General features: G+C 29.9%; 12 protein-coding genes. 8 read left to right on the forward strand and 4 right to left on the reverse strand.

What is annotated here, in order from left to right; all coding sequences use genetic code 11:
* The first annotated feature begins 78 nt into the window (after positions 1-78).
* The 7 genes from H518_RS0115620 (at position 79) to H518_RS0115650 (ending at position 8,126) form a co-directional block, all read left to right on the forward strand.
* Entirely contained in the window at positions 79-621 is a 543-nt protein-coding gene (locus tag H518_RS0115620; protein WP_028889938.1) for a DUF2911 domain-containing protein, read from the forward strand.
* Between the two features lie 153 nt (positions 622-774).
* Positions 775-4,095, forward strand: coding sequence for a leucine--tRNA ligase (locus H518_RS0115625; RefSeq protein ID WP_028889939.1), 3,321 nt, complete (start codon positions 775-777; stop codon positions 4,093-4,095).
* A gap of 78 nt (positions 4,096-4,173) precedes the next feature.
* Entirely contained in the window at positions 4,174-4,428 is a 255-nt protein-coding gene (locus H518_RS0115630) for a SemiSWEET family sugar transporter (RefSeq protein ID WP_028889940.1), read from the forward strand.
* 90 nt (positions 4,429-4,518) lie between these two features.
* Entirely contained in the window at positions 4,519-4,959 is a 441-nt protein-coding gene (locus tag H518_RS0115635; RefSeq protein ID WP_028889941.1) for a hypothetical protein, read from the forward strand.
* A gap of 85 nt (positions 4,960-5,044) precedes the next feature.
* Positions 5,045-6,001, forward strand: coding sequence for a hypothetical protein (locus tag H518_RS0115640; RefSeq protein WP_028889942.1), 957 nt, complete (start codon positions 5,045-5,047; stop codon positions 5,999-6,001).
* Positions 6,002-6,058: 57 nt separating this feature from the next.
* The gene (locus H518_RS0115645; protein ID WP_028889943.1) at positions 6,059-7,237 is read left to right on the forward strand and encodes a hypothetical protein; all 1,179 of its coding nucleotides are present in this window, start codon (positions 6,059-6,061) and stop codon (positions 7,235-7,237) included.
* Positions 7,238-7,259: 22 nt separating this feature from the next.
* Positions 7,260-8,126: an acyl-CoA thioesterase gene (locus H518_RS0115650; RefSeq protein ID WP_028889944.1), complete on the forward strand. Its 867-nt coding sequence runs from the start codon at positions 7,260-7,262 to the stop codon at positions 8,124-8,126.
* Positions 8,127-8,361: 235 nt separating this feature from the next.
* Here the strand turns inward: H518_RS0115650 and H518_RS0115660 are convergent, their stop codons facing one another.
* The 3 genes from H518_RS0115660 to H518_RS0115670 form a co-directional block, all read right to left on the reverse strand.
* Positions 8,362-10,611 carry an inorganic phosphate transporter gene (locus tag H518_RS0115660; protein ID WP_028889945.1) on the reverse strand — a complete coding sequence of 750 codons (2,250 nt, stop codon included), beginning with the start codon at positions 10,609-10,611 and terminating at the stop codon, positions 8,362-8,364.
* 79 nt (positions 10,612-10,690) lie between these two features.
* On the reverse strand, positions 10,691-11,893 hold the full coding sequence (locus H518_RS0115665; RefSeq protein ID WP_028889946.1) for a porin: 1,203 nt from the start codon (positions 11,891-11,893) through the stop codon (positions 10,691-10,693).
* 245 nt (positions 11,894-12,138) lie between these two features.
* The gene (locus tag H518_RS0115670; RefSeq protein WP_028889947.1) at positions 12,139-13,026 is read right to left on the reverse strand and encodes a metallophosphoesterase; all 888 of its coding nucleotides are present in this window, start codon (positions 13,024-13,026) and stop codon (positions 12,139-12,141) included.
* A 285-nt stretch (positions 13,027-13,311) separates the two neighbouring features.
* Here H518_RS0115670 and H518_RS20620 point away from each other — a divergent pair, with 285 nt between their 5' ends.
* Positions 13,312-15,390, forward strand: a complete 2,079-nt coding sequence (locus H518_RS20620; protein WP_162143117.1) for a M20/M25/M40 family metallo-hydrolase — start codon at positions 13,312-13,314, stop codon at positions 15,388-15,390.
* A gap of 79 nt (positions 15,391-15,469) precedes the next feature.
* On the opposite strand, the gene H518_RS0115680 is transcribed toward H518_RS20620, so the two are convergent.
* Positions 15,470-17,440 (reverse strand): DUF5689 domain-containing protein, encoded by a 1,971-nt coding sequence (locus H518_RS0115680; RefSeq protein ID WP_028889948.1) that lies wholly within the window; start codon positions 17,438-17,440, stop codon positions 15,470-15,472.
* Position 17,441: the final 1 nt, after the last annotated feature.

The following is a 17,441-nucleotide window of genomic DNA, read 5'->3' on the forward strand; positions in this document are numbered from 1 at the left end:
TAATTTTAAGAGAAAAGATTGTAAGTTTACTGCATTAAAAAGACCAACGATAAGTATAAATAAATTAAAATACATAGTATGAAAAAATCAATAGTATCAATCTTTATATTTACAATTGCACTTGTATTTACAAATAAGGCAGTTGCGCAAAGTTTTGCAGGATTAGATAAAAGTCCAATGGATGCAGCTGCATACCCAAGTAGCTATAGAGTTTCAGATAAATTAGTGAAAGTCGTTTATAGCCGTCCACAATTAAAAGGAAGAAAAGTTTCTAAATTAGCACCAAATGAAAAAGTTTGGAGAACAGGAGCTAATGAGGCAGCTGAAATTACTTTTTACAAGGATGTTAATTTTGGAGGAAAAGATGTAAAAGCAGGAACATATACGTTATTCACAATTCCAGGAGACAAAGAATGGACAGTGATTTTAAGTACTGCTAAAAATGTTTGGGGATCTTATTTTTATAATGAAACCGAAGATGTTGCTAGAGTAGCAGGTAAAGTTTCTAAATCGGAAAAACTAGTTGAAGCATTTTCAATTGCTTTTGATGGAGAAGATAACGATGCAAAGATGTACTTTGGTTGGGGAAAAACTATCGTGTCAATACCTGTAAAAGGATAAAAAGTAAATTCTTTTAAATAATAAAAAGATATATTTTTATTAAAAATCGCAAACATTTGTTTGCGATTTTTTTTATGCTTTTATTTTAAAAAGAGATCTGTTTTATTGTTCCATACAATAACCGTAAATTTGCAGCTTCTTAAAAGAAATACAATGCAATATAATCATCAAGAGATAGAAAAGAAATGGCAACAGTTTTGGGCAGATAACCAAACATTTAAAGCCAGTAATGAATCGGAGAAACCTAAATATTATGTGTTAGATATGTTTCCTTATCCATCAGGAGCAGGACTACATGTAGGGCATCCATTAGGCTATATTGCATCTGATATTTATGCACGTTACAAGCGTCATAAAGGCTTTAATGTATTGCATCCGCAGGGATATGATTCTTTTGGATTACCAGCAGAACAATATGCAATTCAAACAGGGCAACACCCTGCTATAACAACTGAAACAAACATAAAAACATACCGCCGTCAGTTAGATACTATCGGATTTTCTTTCGACTGGTCACGTGAGGTTCGTACTTCTAGTCCAGAATATTATAAATGGACACAGTGGATTTTTATTCAATTATTTAATTCTTGGTATAATAAAGATACTGATAAGGCTGAAGATGTTTCAACTTTAATTTCAGTTTTTGAAACGGCAGGAAATGGAACGATAAATGCAGTTTCAGACGAAGATATTACTGTTTTTACGGCAGATGAATGGAAAGGATTCTCTTCAGAAAAACAACAAGAAATATTGTTGCAATATCGTTTAACTTATTTATCAGATACTGAGGTTAACTGGTGTCCTGAATTAGGAACGGTATTAGCAAATGATGAAATAATAAACGGTGTTTCAGAACGAGGAGGACATCCAGTAGTACGTAAAAAAATGACGCAATGGTCTATGCGAATTTCGGCATATTCACAACGTTTGTTAGATGGTTTACAAAACATCGATTGGCCTCAGCCTTTAAAAGATAGTCAAACGAATTGGATTGGTCGCTCACAAGGAGCTATGGTAACTTTTAAAGTTGATGCTTTAGAGGCGCCAGAAAGTGGTGTTAAATTATCATATAAAGAATTAGAAGCATTAAAAGAAATGCGTTTAAATCTTTCTAAAGCTGAAGAAGTTCTTTGGAATGAGTTAAAAGCTAAAAAAGGAGCAGCAAAGTTTAGAAAAAAATATACCATTGGTACATTTTTAGTAGATTATGTATGCTTAGCAAAAAATATAATTGTTGAGTTTTCTGGTAAAGAAGACGAAGCTGCAAGAACTTCTTATTTTACAAGTGAAGGATTTAATATTGTTCGTTTTACAAATGAAGAAGTAATTGAAAATGTTTTAGGTGTTGTATCTAAAATAAATAATACAATTCAGTTTGCAAAACCTATTGAAAAGAGCAATGTTGAGGTAGTAAACTCTGTTGTACAAAACGATTACAAAATAGATGTTTTTACAACAAGACCTGATACTATTTATGGTGTGTCGTTTATGACGTTGGCACCAGAACATGAATTGGTGTCACGAATCGTGACTGATAAACAGAAGAAAGCTGTTTATGCATATATTAAAGCAACAGCAAAACGTTCTGAAAGAGAAAGAATGGCAGATGTAAAAACGATTTCAGGAGTTTTTACAGGAGCCTATGCTTTACATCCATTTACAGGTAAACAAGTGCCAATTTGGATTGGTGATTATGTTTTAGCAAATTACGGTACAGGAGCAGTTATGGCTGTTCCTTGTGGAGATCAACGTGATTATGATTTTGCAAAACATTTTGAACTAGAAATTCCTAACATTTTTGAAAATGTTGATATTTCAGAAACTGCACATGCAGATAAGGAAGGAACAAAAATTGCAAATTCAGATTTCTTAAATGGATTATCGTATAAAAAAGCGATGAAATTGGCTATTTATGAAATGGAAAAACAAGGCTTTGGTTTTGGTAAAATAAACTATCGTTTACGTGATGCCGTATTTAGTCGTCAACGTTATTGGGGAGAACCTTTTCCTGTTTATTATAAAGACGGAATGCCTCAAATGATTGACGCAAAATATTTACCAATTGTACTACCAGAAGTAGAAAAGTATTTACCTACTGAAGACGGGAAACCACCGTTAGGAAACGCAATTGAGTGGGCTTGGGATATTGAGAAAAATGAAGTAGTAAATAATAGTTTAATTAACAATAAAACGGTTTTTAATTTAGAGCTAAATACAATGCCAGGTTGGGCAGGAAGTTCTTGGTATTTTAATCGTTATATGGACGCTACGAATACTGGTGAATTTGTAAGCAAAGAAGCTGCTGATTACTGGAAAGAAGTAGATTTATATATTGGAGGTTCAGAACATGCAACAGGGCATTTATTATATGCTCGTTTCTGGCAAAAATTCTTATTTGATAAAGGAGTTGTTCCTGTTGATGAATTTGCAAAAAAGTTGATTAACCAAGGAATGATTTTAGGAACTTCTGCACTTGTGTATGAAGCAATGTTTGACGGTAAAACGAATAACTTATATGTTTCTGCTGATTATTTTCAAGGAGAAAACCAAATAACAGAAACTGAGAAAGACGATAAATTATGGTCTCGATTAGATAAAAAACTAAAAGAAGCAGGTCTTACAGCTGAAAATGAAGCAACGTTATCTTACCGACCTATTCATATTGATGTAAGTACACTTGAAGGTGATACTGTAATTAATATAGATAAGTTAAAAGAGTGGAGAGACGAATTTAAAAAGGCTGAGTTTGTTTTTGGAAAAAATAATGAGTTTTCTTGCTATCGTGAAGTAGAGAAAATGTCTAAATCTAAATATAACGTCGTTAACCCAGATTTAATTTGTGAAGAATTTGGTGCAGATGCTTTGCGTTTATTTGAAATGTTTTTAGGGCCCTTAGAACAAACAAAACCTTGGAAAACCTCGGGGATTTCAGGAGTATATTCATTCTTAAAAAAGCTTTGGAAATTATATATTGGGGAAGAAGGCGTTATTGTAACGGAAGAAGAACCAACTAAAGACGAATTAAAAGTATTACATAAAACAATTAAAAAAGTAGAAGAAGATATTGAGAACTTCTCATTTAATACCTCAGTTTCTACTTTTATGATTGCTGTAAACGAATTAAATGCTTTAAAATGTAATAAGCGTGCTATTTTAGAACCATTATTAGCTTTAATTTCACCTTATGCTCCTCACGTAGCAGAAGAGTTATGGAATAAATTGGGGCATACAGAATCAATTTCAACAATTGAATTCCCTAAGTTTGAAGCATCTCATTTAGTAGAAAGTTCTAAAAATTATCCTGTTTCATTTAACGGTAAAATGCGTTTTACTTTAGAGTTACCATTAGATTTATCGAAAGATGAAATTGAAAAAATTGTAATGGCAGAAGAGAGAACACAAGCTCAATTAGGAGATAGAACACCTAAGAAGATAATTATCGTTCCTGGAAAAATTATTAATATTGTAGGATAAAAGATAAAGTTAATTATAAAGAAAAGAAGACTTTTTAAAACTTTAAAAAGTCTTCTTTTTTGTTTAAAATAGTTTAGTATGGATTTTTATGAAACATTAGGTTTGTTAGCAGCCACATTAACAACGGCTTCATTTTTACCACAAGTTTATAAAACATGGAAAACAAAGTCTACTGAAGGGTTATCTTTAGTAATGTACTCCGTATTTTTTGTAGGTATTGTATTGTGGTTAATTTATGGAATTCATTTAAAGAGTTTACCAATGATTTTAGCTAATGGTATAACGGCTGTATCATCACTTTTTTTAGTAATAATGAAACTTAAATATAAGTAGTTTAAAGGGGAATATATTTTGAAAATAAGCAAAAAAAATCTAATTATTTTTGTTTTATGATTACCTTTACAATCTTAAAAAAAGATAAAAATGAAAAATGTAATTAAGTTTATTGCCATGGCAATTGTATTTGCTTTTGTAGCTTGTTCTGATAGTACTGACGATAATCTCGGTGGGTCTATACCAAATACTGCATTAGCAGGAACAGTATTTAATACCAATTTTGTTGCCACAGGAGGAAAGGCTTTTATGAGTGGAGATCAGTTAAGCATTAACATAACAAATGTTGAAGCAGATTGTAGTTCAAGTATTTTTAATTACGATTTATATGTTTCTACGACTGTAGAAAATAAAGTAGGAATATCAACTACAAATGTTGTTTTTAGTAAAGATGGAGAGACTCCTAAGAATGTTATACAAAGTACTGTTGTTGTTGAGTCTATAACAGAAACAGAAATAGTTGTGAAAATTAAATCAAGTACTACTGGTAGTAAAGTAGAAGGTACTTTTACAGTTCCTTTTTGTAAGTAGATTAGAAAATAATAAATAAAGAAAAGCCATTTCAAATAAAATTTGAAATGGCTTTTTAGATTACTTAAATTAGATAAAAAAATCAATGAATAAACTGTCTTTTAAAAGCTATTGGCTTTTCTTATTAATTCCTATTGGTGTTGTATATTTTGTGCTTGTACCAGAACTTAAAAAAAATTATGAGCGATATAATAATAGCCAAATAAAGCTTCAAAATGATATTTATACTTTAGATTCTTTACAGCAATTAAAAAGCCTAACAAAAAAGGGTGAGCACCTACTTAAAGTATTAGAAATTACTGTGCCTATTCACACAAAGGTTTACGGTCGTGAAGAATATACGTTTTATAAAATAAGCGGAATGTTACTTGTTTTAGTGTTTATGGGAGTAGGTATGGTTGCAACAAGTTATATATCTAATAAAAAGAAAACTTCACCAAAAAATAAACAAATAGACTTTGTTTTTGAAGATCCGGAAACCGATGTAATTGGGCAGCAAATATCTTGGAATGCCTTAGAGAATTCTGCTAGTAATTTTGCGAGTGAAGTATTAAAAAAAACAGCACAAGGATACAAAATAACTTCTAGCTCATTTACCAAAGTATTTGCTTGGAGTTTTTTCTTAATGGGCTTAAATTATGTAGCAATTTCATTTTATGAATACTATCAAGTTTATAATATTCCACTTACTTTTATGAAAGGAGGAAAATTGTTTTTTACTTCTGGTGGGCCTTTTTTATTAATAGGGTTGTTTTTACTATTTATGTTTTCTCCTAAGGTATTTATACATACTAGAAAAAGAAAAATTATTACAAGTGGTGAAACTCTTCAATTTCAACAAGTATACGCGTTACAAGTATTAGAAAAATTTTCGTCGGGAGGTAGCTCAGGTGGCTATTTTTCATACGAGTTAAACTTAATCACTAACAAGGGAGCTAGATACAATTTATTAAATCACGGAGATAAAACATATATATTAAGTGATATGATGAAAATTAGTAAGTTATTAAAAGTGCCTGTTTGGAATAAAGGAGTGGCTTAATAGTCATTAAATAAACTTTTAGTAATTTACACTTCAAATAGAAGAGAGTCTGTGAATATGTTATCTTGTAGTAAACATTCTTTAAATGTTCAATATTTTTATAATATTAACGAAATTCCAAATGATATTTGGAAACAATTAGATTGTGAAAATAACTTGTATTTTAATTCAAAATATTTAGAGGCATTACAATTAAATAATTCGAGTATAAAGTTTGCTTACATAGTTTTATTTAATGAAAATGATTCTCCAGTAGCCTTAGCAACTATTCAGATAGTAGATTTTTATTTAGATAGTGTTCAGAACAATATGCAATCTGTTGTAGAATGGATGAAGTGTATGGGGAGAAAATTAGGTTTTATACCACCAGAAAACGTTTTTAAGATACTTACTTGTGGAAATACTTTTGTAAGTGGTGAGCACGGATTTTATATAAAAGATAATCAAGATAAAAACACAATTATTCAAAGTATAGCTAAAGCTGTTGTTGATTTTGAGAATTTAAGTACTAAAAATACTGCAGATGTTTTTATGTTTAAAGATTTCGAAAATAAATCACAGTTTACAACAACATTATATAATGAAGGTTATAATTCTTTTAATGTAGATCCTAATATGGTTTTACATTTAGATAATAATTGGAATAATTTAGACGATTATTTAGCAGCATTAAAAACAAAATTTAGGGTAAAGGCACGAAAAGCATTTAAACTTAGTGCAATGTTAAAAATTGAAGATGTTACTGCTGGTAGACTTTCTGAATTATTTCCAGAAATGACTTCGCTTTATAAAACGGTATCTGATAAAGCAAGTTTTAATTTGGTTGATTTTAATTTAGAAACCTATAAAACATTAAAGGAAAACTTAGGAGATGATTATTTTTTAAAAGTGTATTGGTTAGAAAATAAATTGGTTGGATTTTTATCTGGGGTTTTTAATCAAGAATCATTAGATGCACATTTTGTAGGAATAGATTATACTAATAATAAGGAATACGCTATATATCAGCGTATGCTATATGATTATATCTCTATAGGTATAGCTAAGAAAGTAAAGACAATAAATTTTGGAAGAACAGCAAGTGAAATTAAAAGTTCGGTAGGTGCAGTTCCTAAAGATTTAACTATTTATTTGCGTCATAAAAAAACGATTCCGAATCGTATTTTAAGTTTATTTTTAAAGAGAATTCAGCCTTCAGAATTTACGCAAAGACATCCATTTAAATTAAAAGATTAAGAGAGAAAAGATAATTATAAAAATGAAAAACACGCAAGAATTATTAGATATTCTAACTCTAGAAGATATTGGCGATAATAACTATAATGGGATTAGTAAAGATATTGGAAGCCCAAGTGTTTTTGGAGGTCAGGTTTTAGCGCAATCATTAAATGCTGCTTATAGAACTGTTTCAGAGAAGCGAACATTACATTCATTACATTCTTATTTTTTAGAAGCAGGAAATTTAGATTTACCAATAACATATAATGTGCAAATTATTCGAGATGGCGGTAGTTTTTCTACTCGTAGAGTAACAGCATTTCAAAAAGATAAAACAATTTTTATATTGGCTTGCTCTTTTCATAAGAAAGAAGAAGGGTATGAGCATCAAATGCCGATAAAAAAGGATATTAAACAACCCGAAGAGTTGTTTAGTTGGACAGATATGTTAAATCAGTTTGGTGATTTTTTACCAAAAAAATTAAAATCTTTTTTAAGTATTGAGCGTCCAATAGATTTTAAACCTGTTCAAGTTGTAAATCCTATGGATGCAAAAGATTTACCACCAGTTGTAGATGTATGGTTTAAGTTGAAAGGAGGTGCTGTTAATTTAACATTAGCCCAGAAGCAACAAATTTTAACCTATATTTCAGATTATAATATTTTAACAGCTTGTTTAAACCCAAATGCTAGTGTTGCAAACTTTGGAAATACTCAAATGGCAAGTTTAGACCATTCAATGTGGTTTTATCGTGATTTTGATTTTAGTGATTGGTTATTGTTTTCAATCGAGAGTCCTAGTGCTTTTGGAGCTCGTGGATTTGCTTGTGGTAATATTTACACTAGAGAAGGTGTATTAGTTGCATCAGTGGCTCAAGAAGGCTTAATGAGAGCAATGAAAAAATAATTTATATTAGTATACCAGTTCTAATTTAAAATAACCGTAATAAATCGCCCTTTTTTCCTTTCTATTTCAGAATAAAAAGAAACCATAGCTAAGGCTATTCTTTTAGTTTTGTTATTCATATAAAGAAAAAAATCATCATTTTATTTAAGAGTGATTTCAAACAAGAACTGGTATTAGTAACAAAAAAAACCGAGTGAAATATTCACTCGGTTTTTTGTTTTTATAAAAACAATTTTTATACGTTTTTACTACTTATGTGAAATTCTTCATAAGTTTCTAATAAGCTCATAAGAGCAGAAACTAAATCTTGAGTTTCAAGTAAAACACTAAAGTATAATGTTGTATTCTTAGGACTTGTTTCATCTGTTCTAATACGAGCTACTTGCTTTTCTATAGAATCAGAAACATCTTTTAATAACTCTTTCTTTTCATTAATAATGTGTGTTAAATTATTAAAAGTTCTATTCTCGAAAGTAGCACTAATATCATCTAACAATTTAGAAAGTGTATTATCAATATGTTTTAAGTCTTTTAACTGACCTTTCTTTAAATTCTTATGATTGTTATTTACGTGTTTAAAACTTGCTCTAGAAATGTAACTAATAGATTGTGCAACGTCTTGTAAATAACCTAAAACTAAAATGTAAAATCTACTAGCTTGTACTGAAGTATCATCTAATGATTTAATAAAGTAGAATACTCCATCTTTTAAACCATCAATTTCATCATTTAATTTACCAACGTGTTTATCTGTTTTACGTAGTTTATTTAAATCGTGATTCGCTAAATCATTAACAACACTAGTATATAACTTGTTAACGCGAGTTGCTACTTCAGCAATATGATCGGCACTTTCTTCAATTACCCCATTTATAGTAATTAATTCAGCTCTTTCAAAATGCATTTGTTTTTTAACTTCTTTCGATTTTCTTCTGTGTATTAATGTATTTCTTCCTATTAAAAGAGCTACTACTAATAATAAAACAGGAATCATAACCGTACTAAAGCTAATTAAATAAGCTACTACTGCTGCTGCTAAAAATGCAGTTAAAGCGGTTAAAAACCATCCACCAATAACATTAATTACACCAGCTACTCTATAAACTGCACTTTCACGACCCCAAGCTCTATCGGCTAAAGAAGTACCCATCGCAACCATAAAAGTTACATAAGTTGTAGATAATGGTAGTTTCATAGATGTTGCAATTGATATTAAAATACCAGCAACAATTAAGTTTACAGCTGCTCTTACTAAATCAAAAGCAGGCATTTCATAAGTTTTGTCTTTAGGTAATTCAATTACTGGTTTTTGAAATTTAGAATCTACAAAAGCTAATGTTTTTGCAGGGAAAACTTTACTAATACCAACATTAACAGCCATTGCAGCTCTTACAACAATTCTAGATAATGGATTTGGTTGAAATTTTTCATGCCCTTCTCCTTGTCTAGATAAATCAATACCAGTTTTAATTACGTTTTGAGCTTTACTAGAAGTCCATAAAGTAATAACCATAATAGCACCCGCTAATAAAAGTAAATAAACATTTGAAGGTACTTTCTTAGCTAAGATTCCCATAGAGAAAGCATCTGCTGAAACTCCAGAAACACTCCAAGCTTCATACGAATTCCACGCTGCAATTGGTACACCAACAAAGTTTACCAAATCGTTACCAGAAAAAGCCATTGCTAAAGAGAATGTTCCTACTCCAATAATTAATTTTAAAACATTTACTTTAAAGAAGCTAATTAATGCCTGAGAAATTAAACTCCAAACAACAAAACTTCCCGCAATAATTAATAATGTATTTCCTTCAATTAAGTGCTTAATATCTTTATAAAAAGGAGTTCCTTTCATTCCTTTTATAATAATAAAATAAGTAATTGCAGTAATTGCAAAACCACCAAATAAAGCATTGATATATGTGGCTCTTTTCTCGAAATTGAAAGAATATATTAATCTAGATACAAACTGAACAATAGCACCTACAGAAAAGGCAACTACAACAGAGAGTAGTATTCCGTTTATAATTTGAATTGCTTTTTTATGATTGATATAATTCCAGATATCTGAAATTGATTGCGTATCACTAGAAGAAATTTTAATTAAAGAGATACATACAGCAGCTCCTAATAATTCGAATACAATAGATACGGTAGTTGAAGTAGGCATACCTAATGAATTAAAGATATCTAATAATAAAATATCGGTAATCATCACTGCCATAAATATGAACATAATGTCTTGAAACATAAACATATTCGGGTTAAAAATACCCTTTCTAGCTACTTCCATCATACCACTAGATGTAACGGCTCCGAAGAACACACCTACACTAGCAATTATCATAATGTTTCTAACCTTAATAGCTTTAGAACCAATTGCTGAATTTAAGAAATTAACAGCATCGTTACTAACACCTACAACTAAGTCTACAACAGCTAAAATAGCTAAAGCGACAAGCATTAAAATATATGGATCTCCCATTTTTACTTTTTTTGTTTTTTTACAAATCTACAAACACTAGCATTGTGTGTATGTTAGGTTTATGTTATGTTATTGTTTCTTAAAAATGAATATCTACTTGTAAGCGGCACATTAACTGGTTTGTTTTATCAGCTAAATCTAAATAACTCACATCGGTTTGTACTTTTAATTTATGTCCTGCAATGTATTTTGATACACCTAATGTATATTGGTCTTCTGTTCCTTTTCCTGTTATAATTTCATCTAAGTTAATGTTTGTATAACGACCAGAAAGTTCCCAGTTTTTTGAAAATAAGTAACCAGTTTGTAAGTTTAATCCGCTACCTACCTGTACGATGTCTCCAGTAGCAGTACCATCTGAATTTTTAGCAATAGGATCTTTAGCATCTCTGTATGCATATTCTCCCATAAAAGAGAACCCTTTGTATTTAAACATAGCATCAACAAAAAATGTAGAAATGTTTGTTTGGTAAAAGCCAACATCGTTTTTCATGTAAGAACCTTGGTTACTTCTATTTTTAACAGCATTGTTATTAAAATCATAACTAGTAGCAATAGCTAATTTTGGAGATGTTTCTCTTTTTAAATCACTCCCCTTATAATCCCCTTTACTTTTAAATTTACCAAAAGGTAAAAATTCTAAATGAGCTGTGTATTGGTGCCCTCCAAGATTTCCTGTAGTAACATTTCGTCCTTCACCTTGTGCAATTGATAAAGCTTCACGTACAATAAAGTTATCAGATATATTAAAATGATGTCTTAATTGAATTCCCATATCTCTATCAATATTAAATCGTTTGTTTAATAAAGAACGATCTACCATTTGAAGATTAGCTGAAGAAACTACACGTTCTCTGTTTCCTGGTAATTTTGTTTGCCCCATCCACAATTCGAAATTTTCATAAAAATTCCATTTTAAAACGGCATCTAAAATATATCTAGGCGCGTTATTTGTGAATTCTGAAGCACCACCAATATCTCTATTAGTTAGTCCTAACTCCATTTTATATTTTAATTTTGGAGAAAAAGCAAAACCATTAAATTTTAATCTTGCTCTTCTTACTAAGAAAGAAGAAGAAGGATTTGATAATCCGTCAGCATTAGAGTCCCATTGTGCAATTGTTAAGAATTGCATTCTTGCTCCAATTTTCATAGACCAAGTACTATCTTTCCCTATTAGATTAAATAACCCTTTTCCAAATTTAGGGGCGTCTGTTTGTTGTGCATGTGCATACGATAACACAAACATACTTACACAAGTAAGTGCTGTTTTAAAATTCATTAGTGTTGTTTATTAGTTTTTGTCGCTGCAAATAACTAATACTAATGTTAATTTATTGTTAATAGGGTATTAAATAAAAAAACTGCCTTGGCCAAAGGCAGTTAGCCTGATAAAAAAGTCGACAAAAACTAATATTTACCTAACGACTCTTTCTTAAATTAAGATTTTTCAAAATTAATGGTTCATTTTTACCTTAATATTAAGGGTAATTTAAGAAACTGTTATCTATTGGAGGAAGTGAAAAATTAATTTATATATTCTGAAATATTGTTAGAAGTTTCTAAAATGGTTCTTTTAATCTGCATAGTACCATTTTCGTTGGTAATTACATGCCATTTAATAAGACTAATTTGATTGTTTTCTATTTCAAGACCTGTTATACACCGAGGATGCACACAGCTACCATCATTAAAATGCGGGAGTTCATTTGGGGCAGGAAAACGTGGGCGGTGTGTATGACCAGTAATAATCATTTGATTATTGTTTTTTTTAATCCATTCTTCAAGACGGCTTTCAACTTTTATGTGCCCTTTAAAATTTTGAGCAGGACTTGTAGGGTCTTTTATACCTACTAATTGTAATGGTCTCCATAAAATTTGAACTAAAAATCTACTTAATTTCCAAAATGTATAATTAAACCAATCTGCTTGATGACCGTGTAATAGAAAAATAGACCTTCCATTTTTTTGTTCCAATTTAATAGCTTCAGAAAAAGAAACATTTATCATTAATTCTTTTTCTTTACCGTCGGTAACATCATAATAATAGTGTAAGTTTTTTTTTACTTTTTTTGGATTTTTATAATCCATATCATGATTTCCCCAAATTAAATGGAGCCGATTTTTTTCATGAAATTTTTTTAAAAGTAAAAAAACATCCTTATTTGCATTAAAAATATTTACAAATTTATTTTCCCAGAGTTCATCGCCATCACCCAATTCAATATAAGTAAAATCTTTTTGTAAATATTGAGATAAGGCGTGATGAAATATTTTTCTGTTATGAGAAAAATCATCAGCAAAACTATTATCACCTCTATGACAATCTGAAAATAGAATGTATTTAGATTCCTTAGATAATTCTAACTTTTTGGCATTTAAAAAGGCTCGTGTTATTCGACTGTTAGATGGCATTTGCTCTTATAAATATTTAAAATATAAATATGCGTATTTTTTTCTAAACACTTAATAAGGTGTAAAAAAAATATTTTAAGATGTAATTAATAATTCTTTGCATTAAAAAGTCATGATCTCACTAAGTTTAATGGTAAAGATGAAAAGATTGCATTTTAAATTAGTTGTTAGTTTTTAATTTGCTTGTATTTAATCATTCATTTTAAGTAACTTACGCTTTGTAATATGCGTAAGCCACTATTGCAAAATATTTTAATAAAAATTAATTTTATAACCCTTCAAAAAATGAAAAAAAAGTATTTACTAATTTCGTTATTATTCTTGTGTACCATTGTATCAAGTGTTTTTAGTCAAGAAAAAATGTTTTATGCTACACTCGAAACTGCAGACGCTTTAAGTTTAAAAGCAAAAGCATCAAAAGAAATCAATATTATTTCCTCCTTAAATGGTTTTAGTGCAGTAAAGTTAAGTAATAAAGCTGCTGAAAAACTACATCACATGGTCTTAACACATGGGCCAGGTTTTATTTATGAAGCATCAGAAAAAGATGCACTTAATACACTTAAAAAATTACAAAGTAGAAAAGGCTCTCAAAAAAGAGCTAGTTATAGTATTTCCGAAGATCAATTAGTTAATCAAGGTATTAATTTGGTTAATAACACAAATATAGCAAACCATATTAAGGAGCTTGAAAATTATGGAACTAGGTATCATACTACTCAAAAAGCAAGACAATCTGTTCTTGATTTAAAACAAAAATGGGAAAGTATGAAAGGAAGTAGAACAGATGTTTCTGTTAGAATAGTTGAGCATAATAGTACTTCAATGCCATCTGTTATAATGACTATTCAAGGAAGTGAAACACCTAATGAATACGTTATAATTGGTGGGCATATAGATTCTGTAAGTCCCGAGCGTGAAACAAATGCTCCAGGAGCCGATGATAATGCATCAGGAATAGCGACTATTACTGAAGTTGCAAGAGTGCTTTTTGAAATGAATTATAAACCTCAAAAAACCATTGAGTTTATGGCTTATGCTGCAGAAGAAGTTGGGTTAAGAGGGTCTAAAGAAATTGCTCAAGATTATAAAAATAGAAATATAAACGTTTTATCTTATTTACAGTTTGATATGACCAATTATAAAGGTTCACCTAAAGATGTTTATATTTCTGATGATAGTTATAATAGTAGTGCGTTAAATGGTTTTTTAGCTCAGTTAATGGATCATTATAATTCTTCAGGAACAAATAAATTCACCTATGATTATACGCGATGTAATTACGGATGTTCAGATCACTATAGTTGGGCGCAACAGGGATATGACGCGGCTTTTCCTTTTGAAGCTTCTTTCAATGACTCTAATCCATATATTCATACCGTAAATGATACTTTTAACCGATCTGTTACTGCTAACGCAACACATGCTGCTAAGTTTGCTAAATTAGGAATTGAATATTTAATTGAGGTAGCAAAAAAAGAGGGAGCTGTTACTCCTGTTCCTGTTGTTTATTGTGATTTAAAGGGAGGAAATGTTAATGATGAATATATTCAAAATGTTACACTAGGTACAATTAATAATAATTCAGGAACAGTGAATGGGTATCAAGATTTTACTAATTTATCTACCAGTTTAAACAAAGGAGCTTCTTATACATTAACGATAACACCAAAATGGACAGGTACTAAATATAATGAGGGATATGCTGTTTGGATAGATTATAATCAAGATTCTGATTTTAATGATGCAGGAGAACAAGTTTGGACGAAAACTCCTTCGAAAACAAGTCCTGTAAGTGCTTCTTTTGTTGTTCCTGCAACTTCAAAATTAGGAAAAACAAGAATGAGAGTTGCTATGAGTTATAATGCTGTTCCTACTTCTTGTGGTACTTTTGATTATGGTGAAGTTGAGGATTATTCTGTGATTATAGCAGAAGGAAGTACAGCTGGTATTTGTGATGGTGTAGCAGCATATGATGCTTCTAAGAATTACCAAGCAGGTGAAAAAGTTGTGTATTCTAATTCTTTATATGAAAGAACAAATACTGGCTGGAATAAAATAGGAAGTTGTACTAGTGCTAATTTGTCTAAGAATAATTTTACCAAAAAATTGGTAAATGATAAAAACGTACTATTTTCTAATCCTAATCCTGTGGTAGGAGATAAGTTTACGGTTAAAGTTTATAATGAATTGTGGCAGCATAGAAATATTTATATTTATAATGTGAACGGAAGTTTAGTAAAAGAAGTAAAAATGTCTTCTGATACAAACAATATTGATGTTTCTAATATAAAAACAGGTGTTTATTTTATTACATTAGAAAAAACAGGAAAAAAATATACTCAGCAGTTTATTAAAGAGTAATGCCAGTTATTCTAAATTATAAATAGTTTAAAATAAAACCCCAAGCTTTAAAAGCTTGGGGTTTGTTTTGTTAAAGAAATTATTTTTTACCAACAGAAGAGAAATCGTCTTTATCTTTTACTTCCCATTCAGAATTTGAAGCGTTTGTGCCAGCACTTGCAGCCCAGTTTTTAGTACCCTTAGTAATTGTGGTTTTTCTAATTAAAGTATGGTCTTTGGTGGCGTTTTCGGTATCTGCAATTCTCCAACCAACCCCTGGGTCTTCACCTATTTTTCCGATAACATCTATTATTACGTCGTTTTTTAGAAGTGCAATAGCATCATCACCGTTAAAAATAGTTACAGACGATGAAAGATCTCCTTCATTTTTAATATGATTATTTGCGCTAGAATTATAGATAACGATTACTTCTCCGTTTGTTAAATATGTATTGGTTAAGGTATTTAATTCTAGTTCTCTAGTAGCTGCTGAAGAACCGTTACGGTATAATTGTAATTTATAGTTAGCTAAGTTTATAGTAGTACCAGTGCCGTTATAAATTTCAATATATTTATTATTACTAGACCCTTCCGCATATTCTGAGAAATATAAATCTGTATTAGATTCCGAGCCACCTCCAGTAGAGGTACAGGTATAAGTTTCTGTAAAATTTATATCTGTTTCATTTCTAATGTGTATTTGAACTCCGTTAAAATTAGTCATAACTCCTGTAATAAGTCCCTTTTTGTTACTTACTAGGTTGTTAGCAAACAAAGCATCTGTTTTTACTGAAAGAAGTTTTAATTCGTTAGTGCAATCATAAGTTAATATGTTTTCTGAGGTGTAATTTTTTGTTAAGTCTTTAAATTGAACGTTCTCAATTTTAACTAATTTACTTTCATAATTTCCTGATAATGCTTGTTCAATTGTTATTAATTCGGGAACAGGTAAGGTGCCAGTTGCTTTATTTATAATATTTGAAGAAGCTAGATTTAATTGCAGCACCCCATTATTTTTAGTTAAATTTAATCCGCCTACAGCAATTTCTATTGCATCACCTAGGTTTAAATTATGAGCATCACTAAAGGATAAAGAAATTCCAGCTGTTTCATCTTGAGCAAAAGCCTCTTTATTGGTTATGTTTTTTTTACTAAGGTCAGAGGTAATAATAATCTTTATTTTTGAGTTTTGAGAGATTTTTGTTTCAACTCCCGTAAATAAGGATTTTATATCAGCGAGAGAAGCTTCAGTAGGATTATTAAAACAACCATATTCTTCATTAAAATCAATATCATTCGTATTTCTAATAGTTAAATATTTTTTATCATCGAGCATATTAAAAACACCAGTAATACTTCCTTTCTTATCTGGAATAAATAATGATTTAAAAGATGTGAAAATGCTATTTGTCAGCGTTAATTTTTCGGAAGTATTACATGAAATAATCGACCTGTTAATCACATATTCTGAGCTACTGTTTGGAGTTGCATATTGTAATCCTTTTATTTCAGATTGAACATTGTTTATTTTAATAAGTGTATTTGTGTGCTTTTCATTTAATTCTGAAATATCCAAGAGTGTTGGTATTATGTCACTAATTTCAGAAGATCTATCTATAAAATAAACATAGTCATTTACACTTATTCTATCTACTCCGTTTCCAAAAGTATTTTTACTTCCTATTTGATAATTACCTTGAGTTTTATTTAAAAATAATCCTTTTAAGTTGATGAAAATTTTTCTACCGATAGCATATCTAGCACTTAAATTTGTGTCATTTATTTTTATTTCAACACCAATCGTTGGACTTGTGGGGGTATCTTGAATAAAAATTGATTTATAAAAATTACCACCCTTATCACTTGAAACTACATATCCAGAAGTTGTAATTTCTTCCTCGAATGCTACAAGATTTCCCTGGTATAAATTAGCAATGTCATTTAATGATGTTAGATTCACATATTCTTTGTTTTCCTCTAAAGTAGGAATTGAGAAATCTTCATTATTTATGCAAGAGCAAAGAATAATAAAAAATAGTCCAATGTATTTAAAAATGTTTTTTGTTTTCATG

Origin of the sequence: Tenacibaculum ovolyticum DSM 18103, from assembly GCF_000430545.1 — a bacterium.
GTDB classification, from domain to species: domain Bacteria; phylum Bacteroidota; class Bacteroidia; order Flavobacteriales; family Flavobacteriaceae; genus Polaribacter; species Polaribacter ovolyticus.

Excerpts from the sequence above, each read along its gene's own strand:
- H518_RS0115640 (WP_028889942.1), top strand. The coding sequence starts at position 5,045 with ATGAATAAACTGTCTTTTAAAAGCTATTGGCTTTTCTTATTAATTCCT.
- H518_RS0115630 (WP_028889940.1), top strand. The coding sequence starts at position 4,174 with ATGGATTTTTATGAAACATTAGGTTTGTTAGCAGCCACATTAACAACG.
- H518_RS0115620 (WP_028889938.1), top strand. The coding sequence starts at position 79 with ATGAAAAAATCAATAGTATCAATCTTTATATTTACAATTGCACTTGTA.
- H518_RS0115650 (WP_028889944.1), top strand. The coding sequence starts at position 7,260 with ATGAAAAACACGCAAGAATTATTAGATATTCTAACTCTAGAAGATATT.
- H518_RS0115665 (WP_028889946.1), bottom strand. The coding sequence starts at position 11,893 with ATGAATTTTAAAACAGCACTTACTTGTGTAAGTATGTTTGTGTTATCG.
- H518_RS0115670 (WP_028889947.1), bottom strand. The coding sequence starts at position 13,026 with ATGCCATCTAACAGTCGAATAACACGAGCCTTTTTAAATGCCAAAAAG.
- H518_RS0115625 (WP_028889939.1), top strand. The coding sequence starts at position 775 with ATGCAATATAATCATCAAGAGATAGAAAAGAAATGGCAACAGTTTTGG.
- H518_RS0115635 (WP_028889941.1), top strand. The coding sequence starts at position 4,519 with ATGAAAAATGTAATTAAGTTTATTGCCATGGCAATTGTATTTGCTTTT.
- H518_RS0115680 (WP_028889948.1), bottom strand. The coding sequence starts at position 17,440 with ATGAAAACAAAAAACATTTTTAAATACATTGGACTATTTTTTATTATT.
- H518_RS20620 (WP_162143117.1), top strand. The coding sequence starts at position 13,312 with ATGAAAAAAAAGTATTTACTAATTTCGTTATTATTCTTGTGTACCATT.
- H518_RS0115660 (WP_028889945.1), bottom strand. The coding sequence starts at position 10,611 with ATGGGAGATCCATATATTTTAATGCTTGTCGCTTTAGCTATTTTAGCT.
- H518_RS0115645 (WP_028889943.1), top strand. The coding sequence starts at position 6,059 with ATGTTATCTTGTAGTAAACATTCTTTAAATGTTCAATATTTTTATAAT.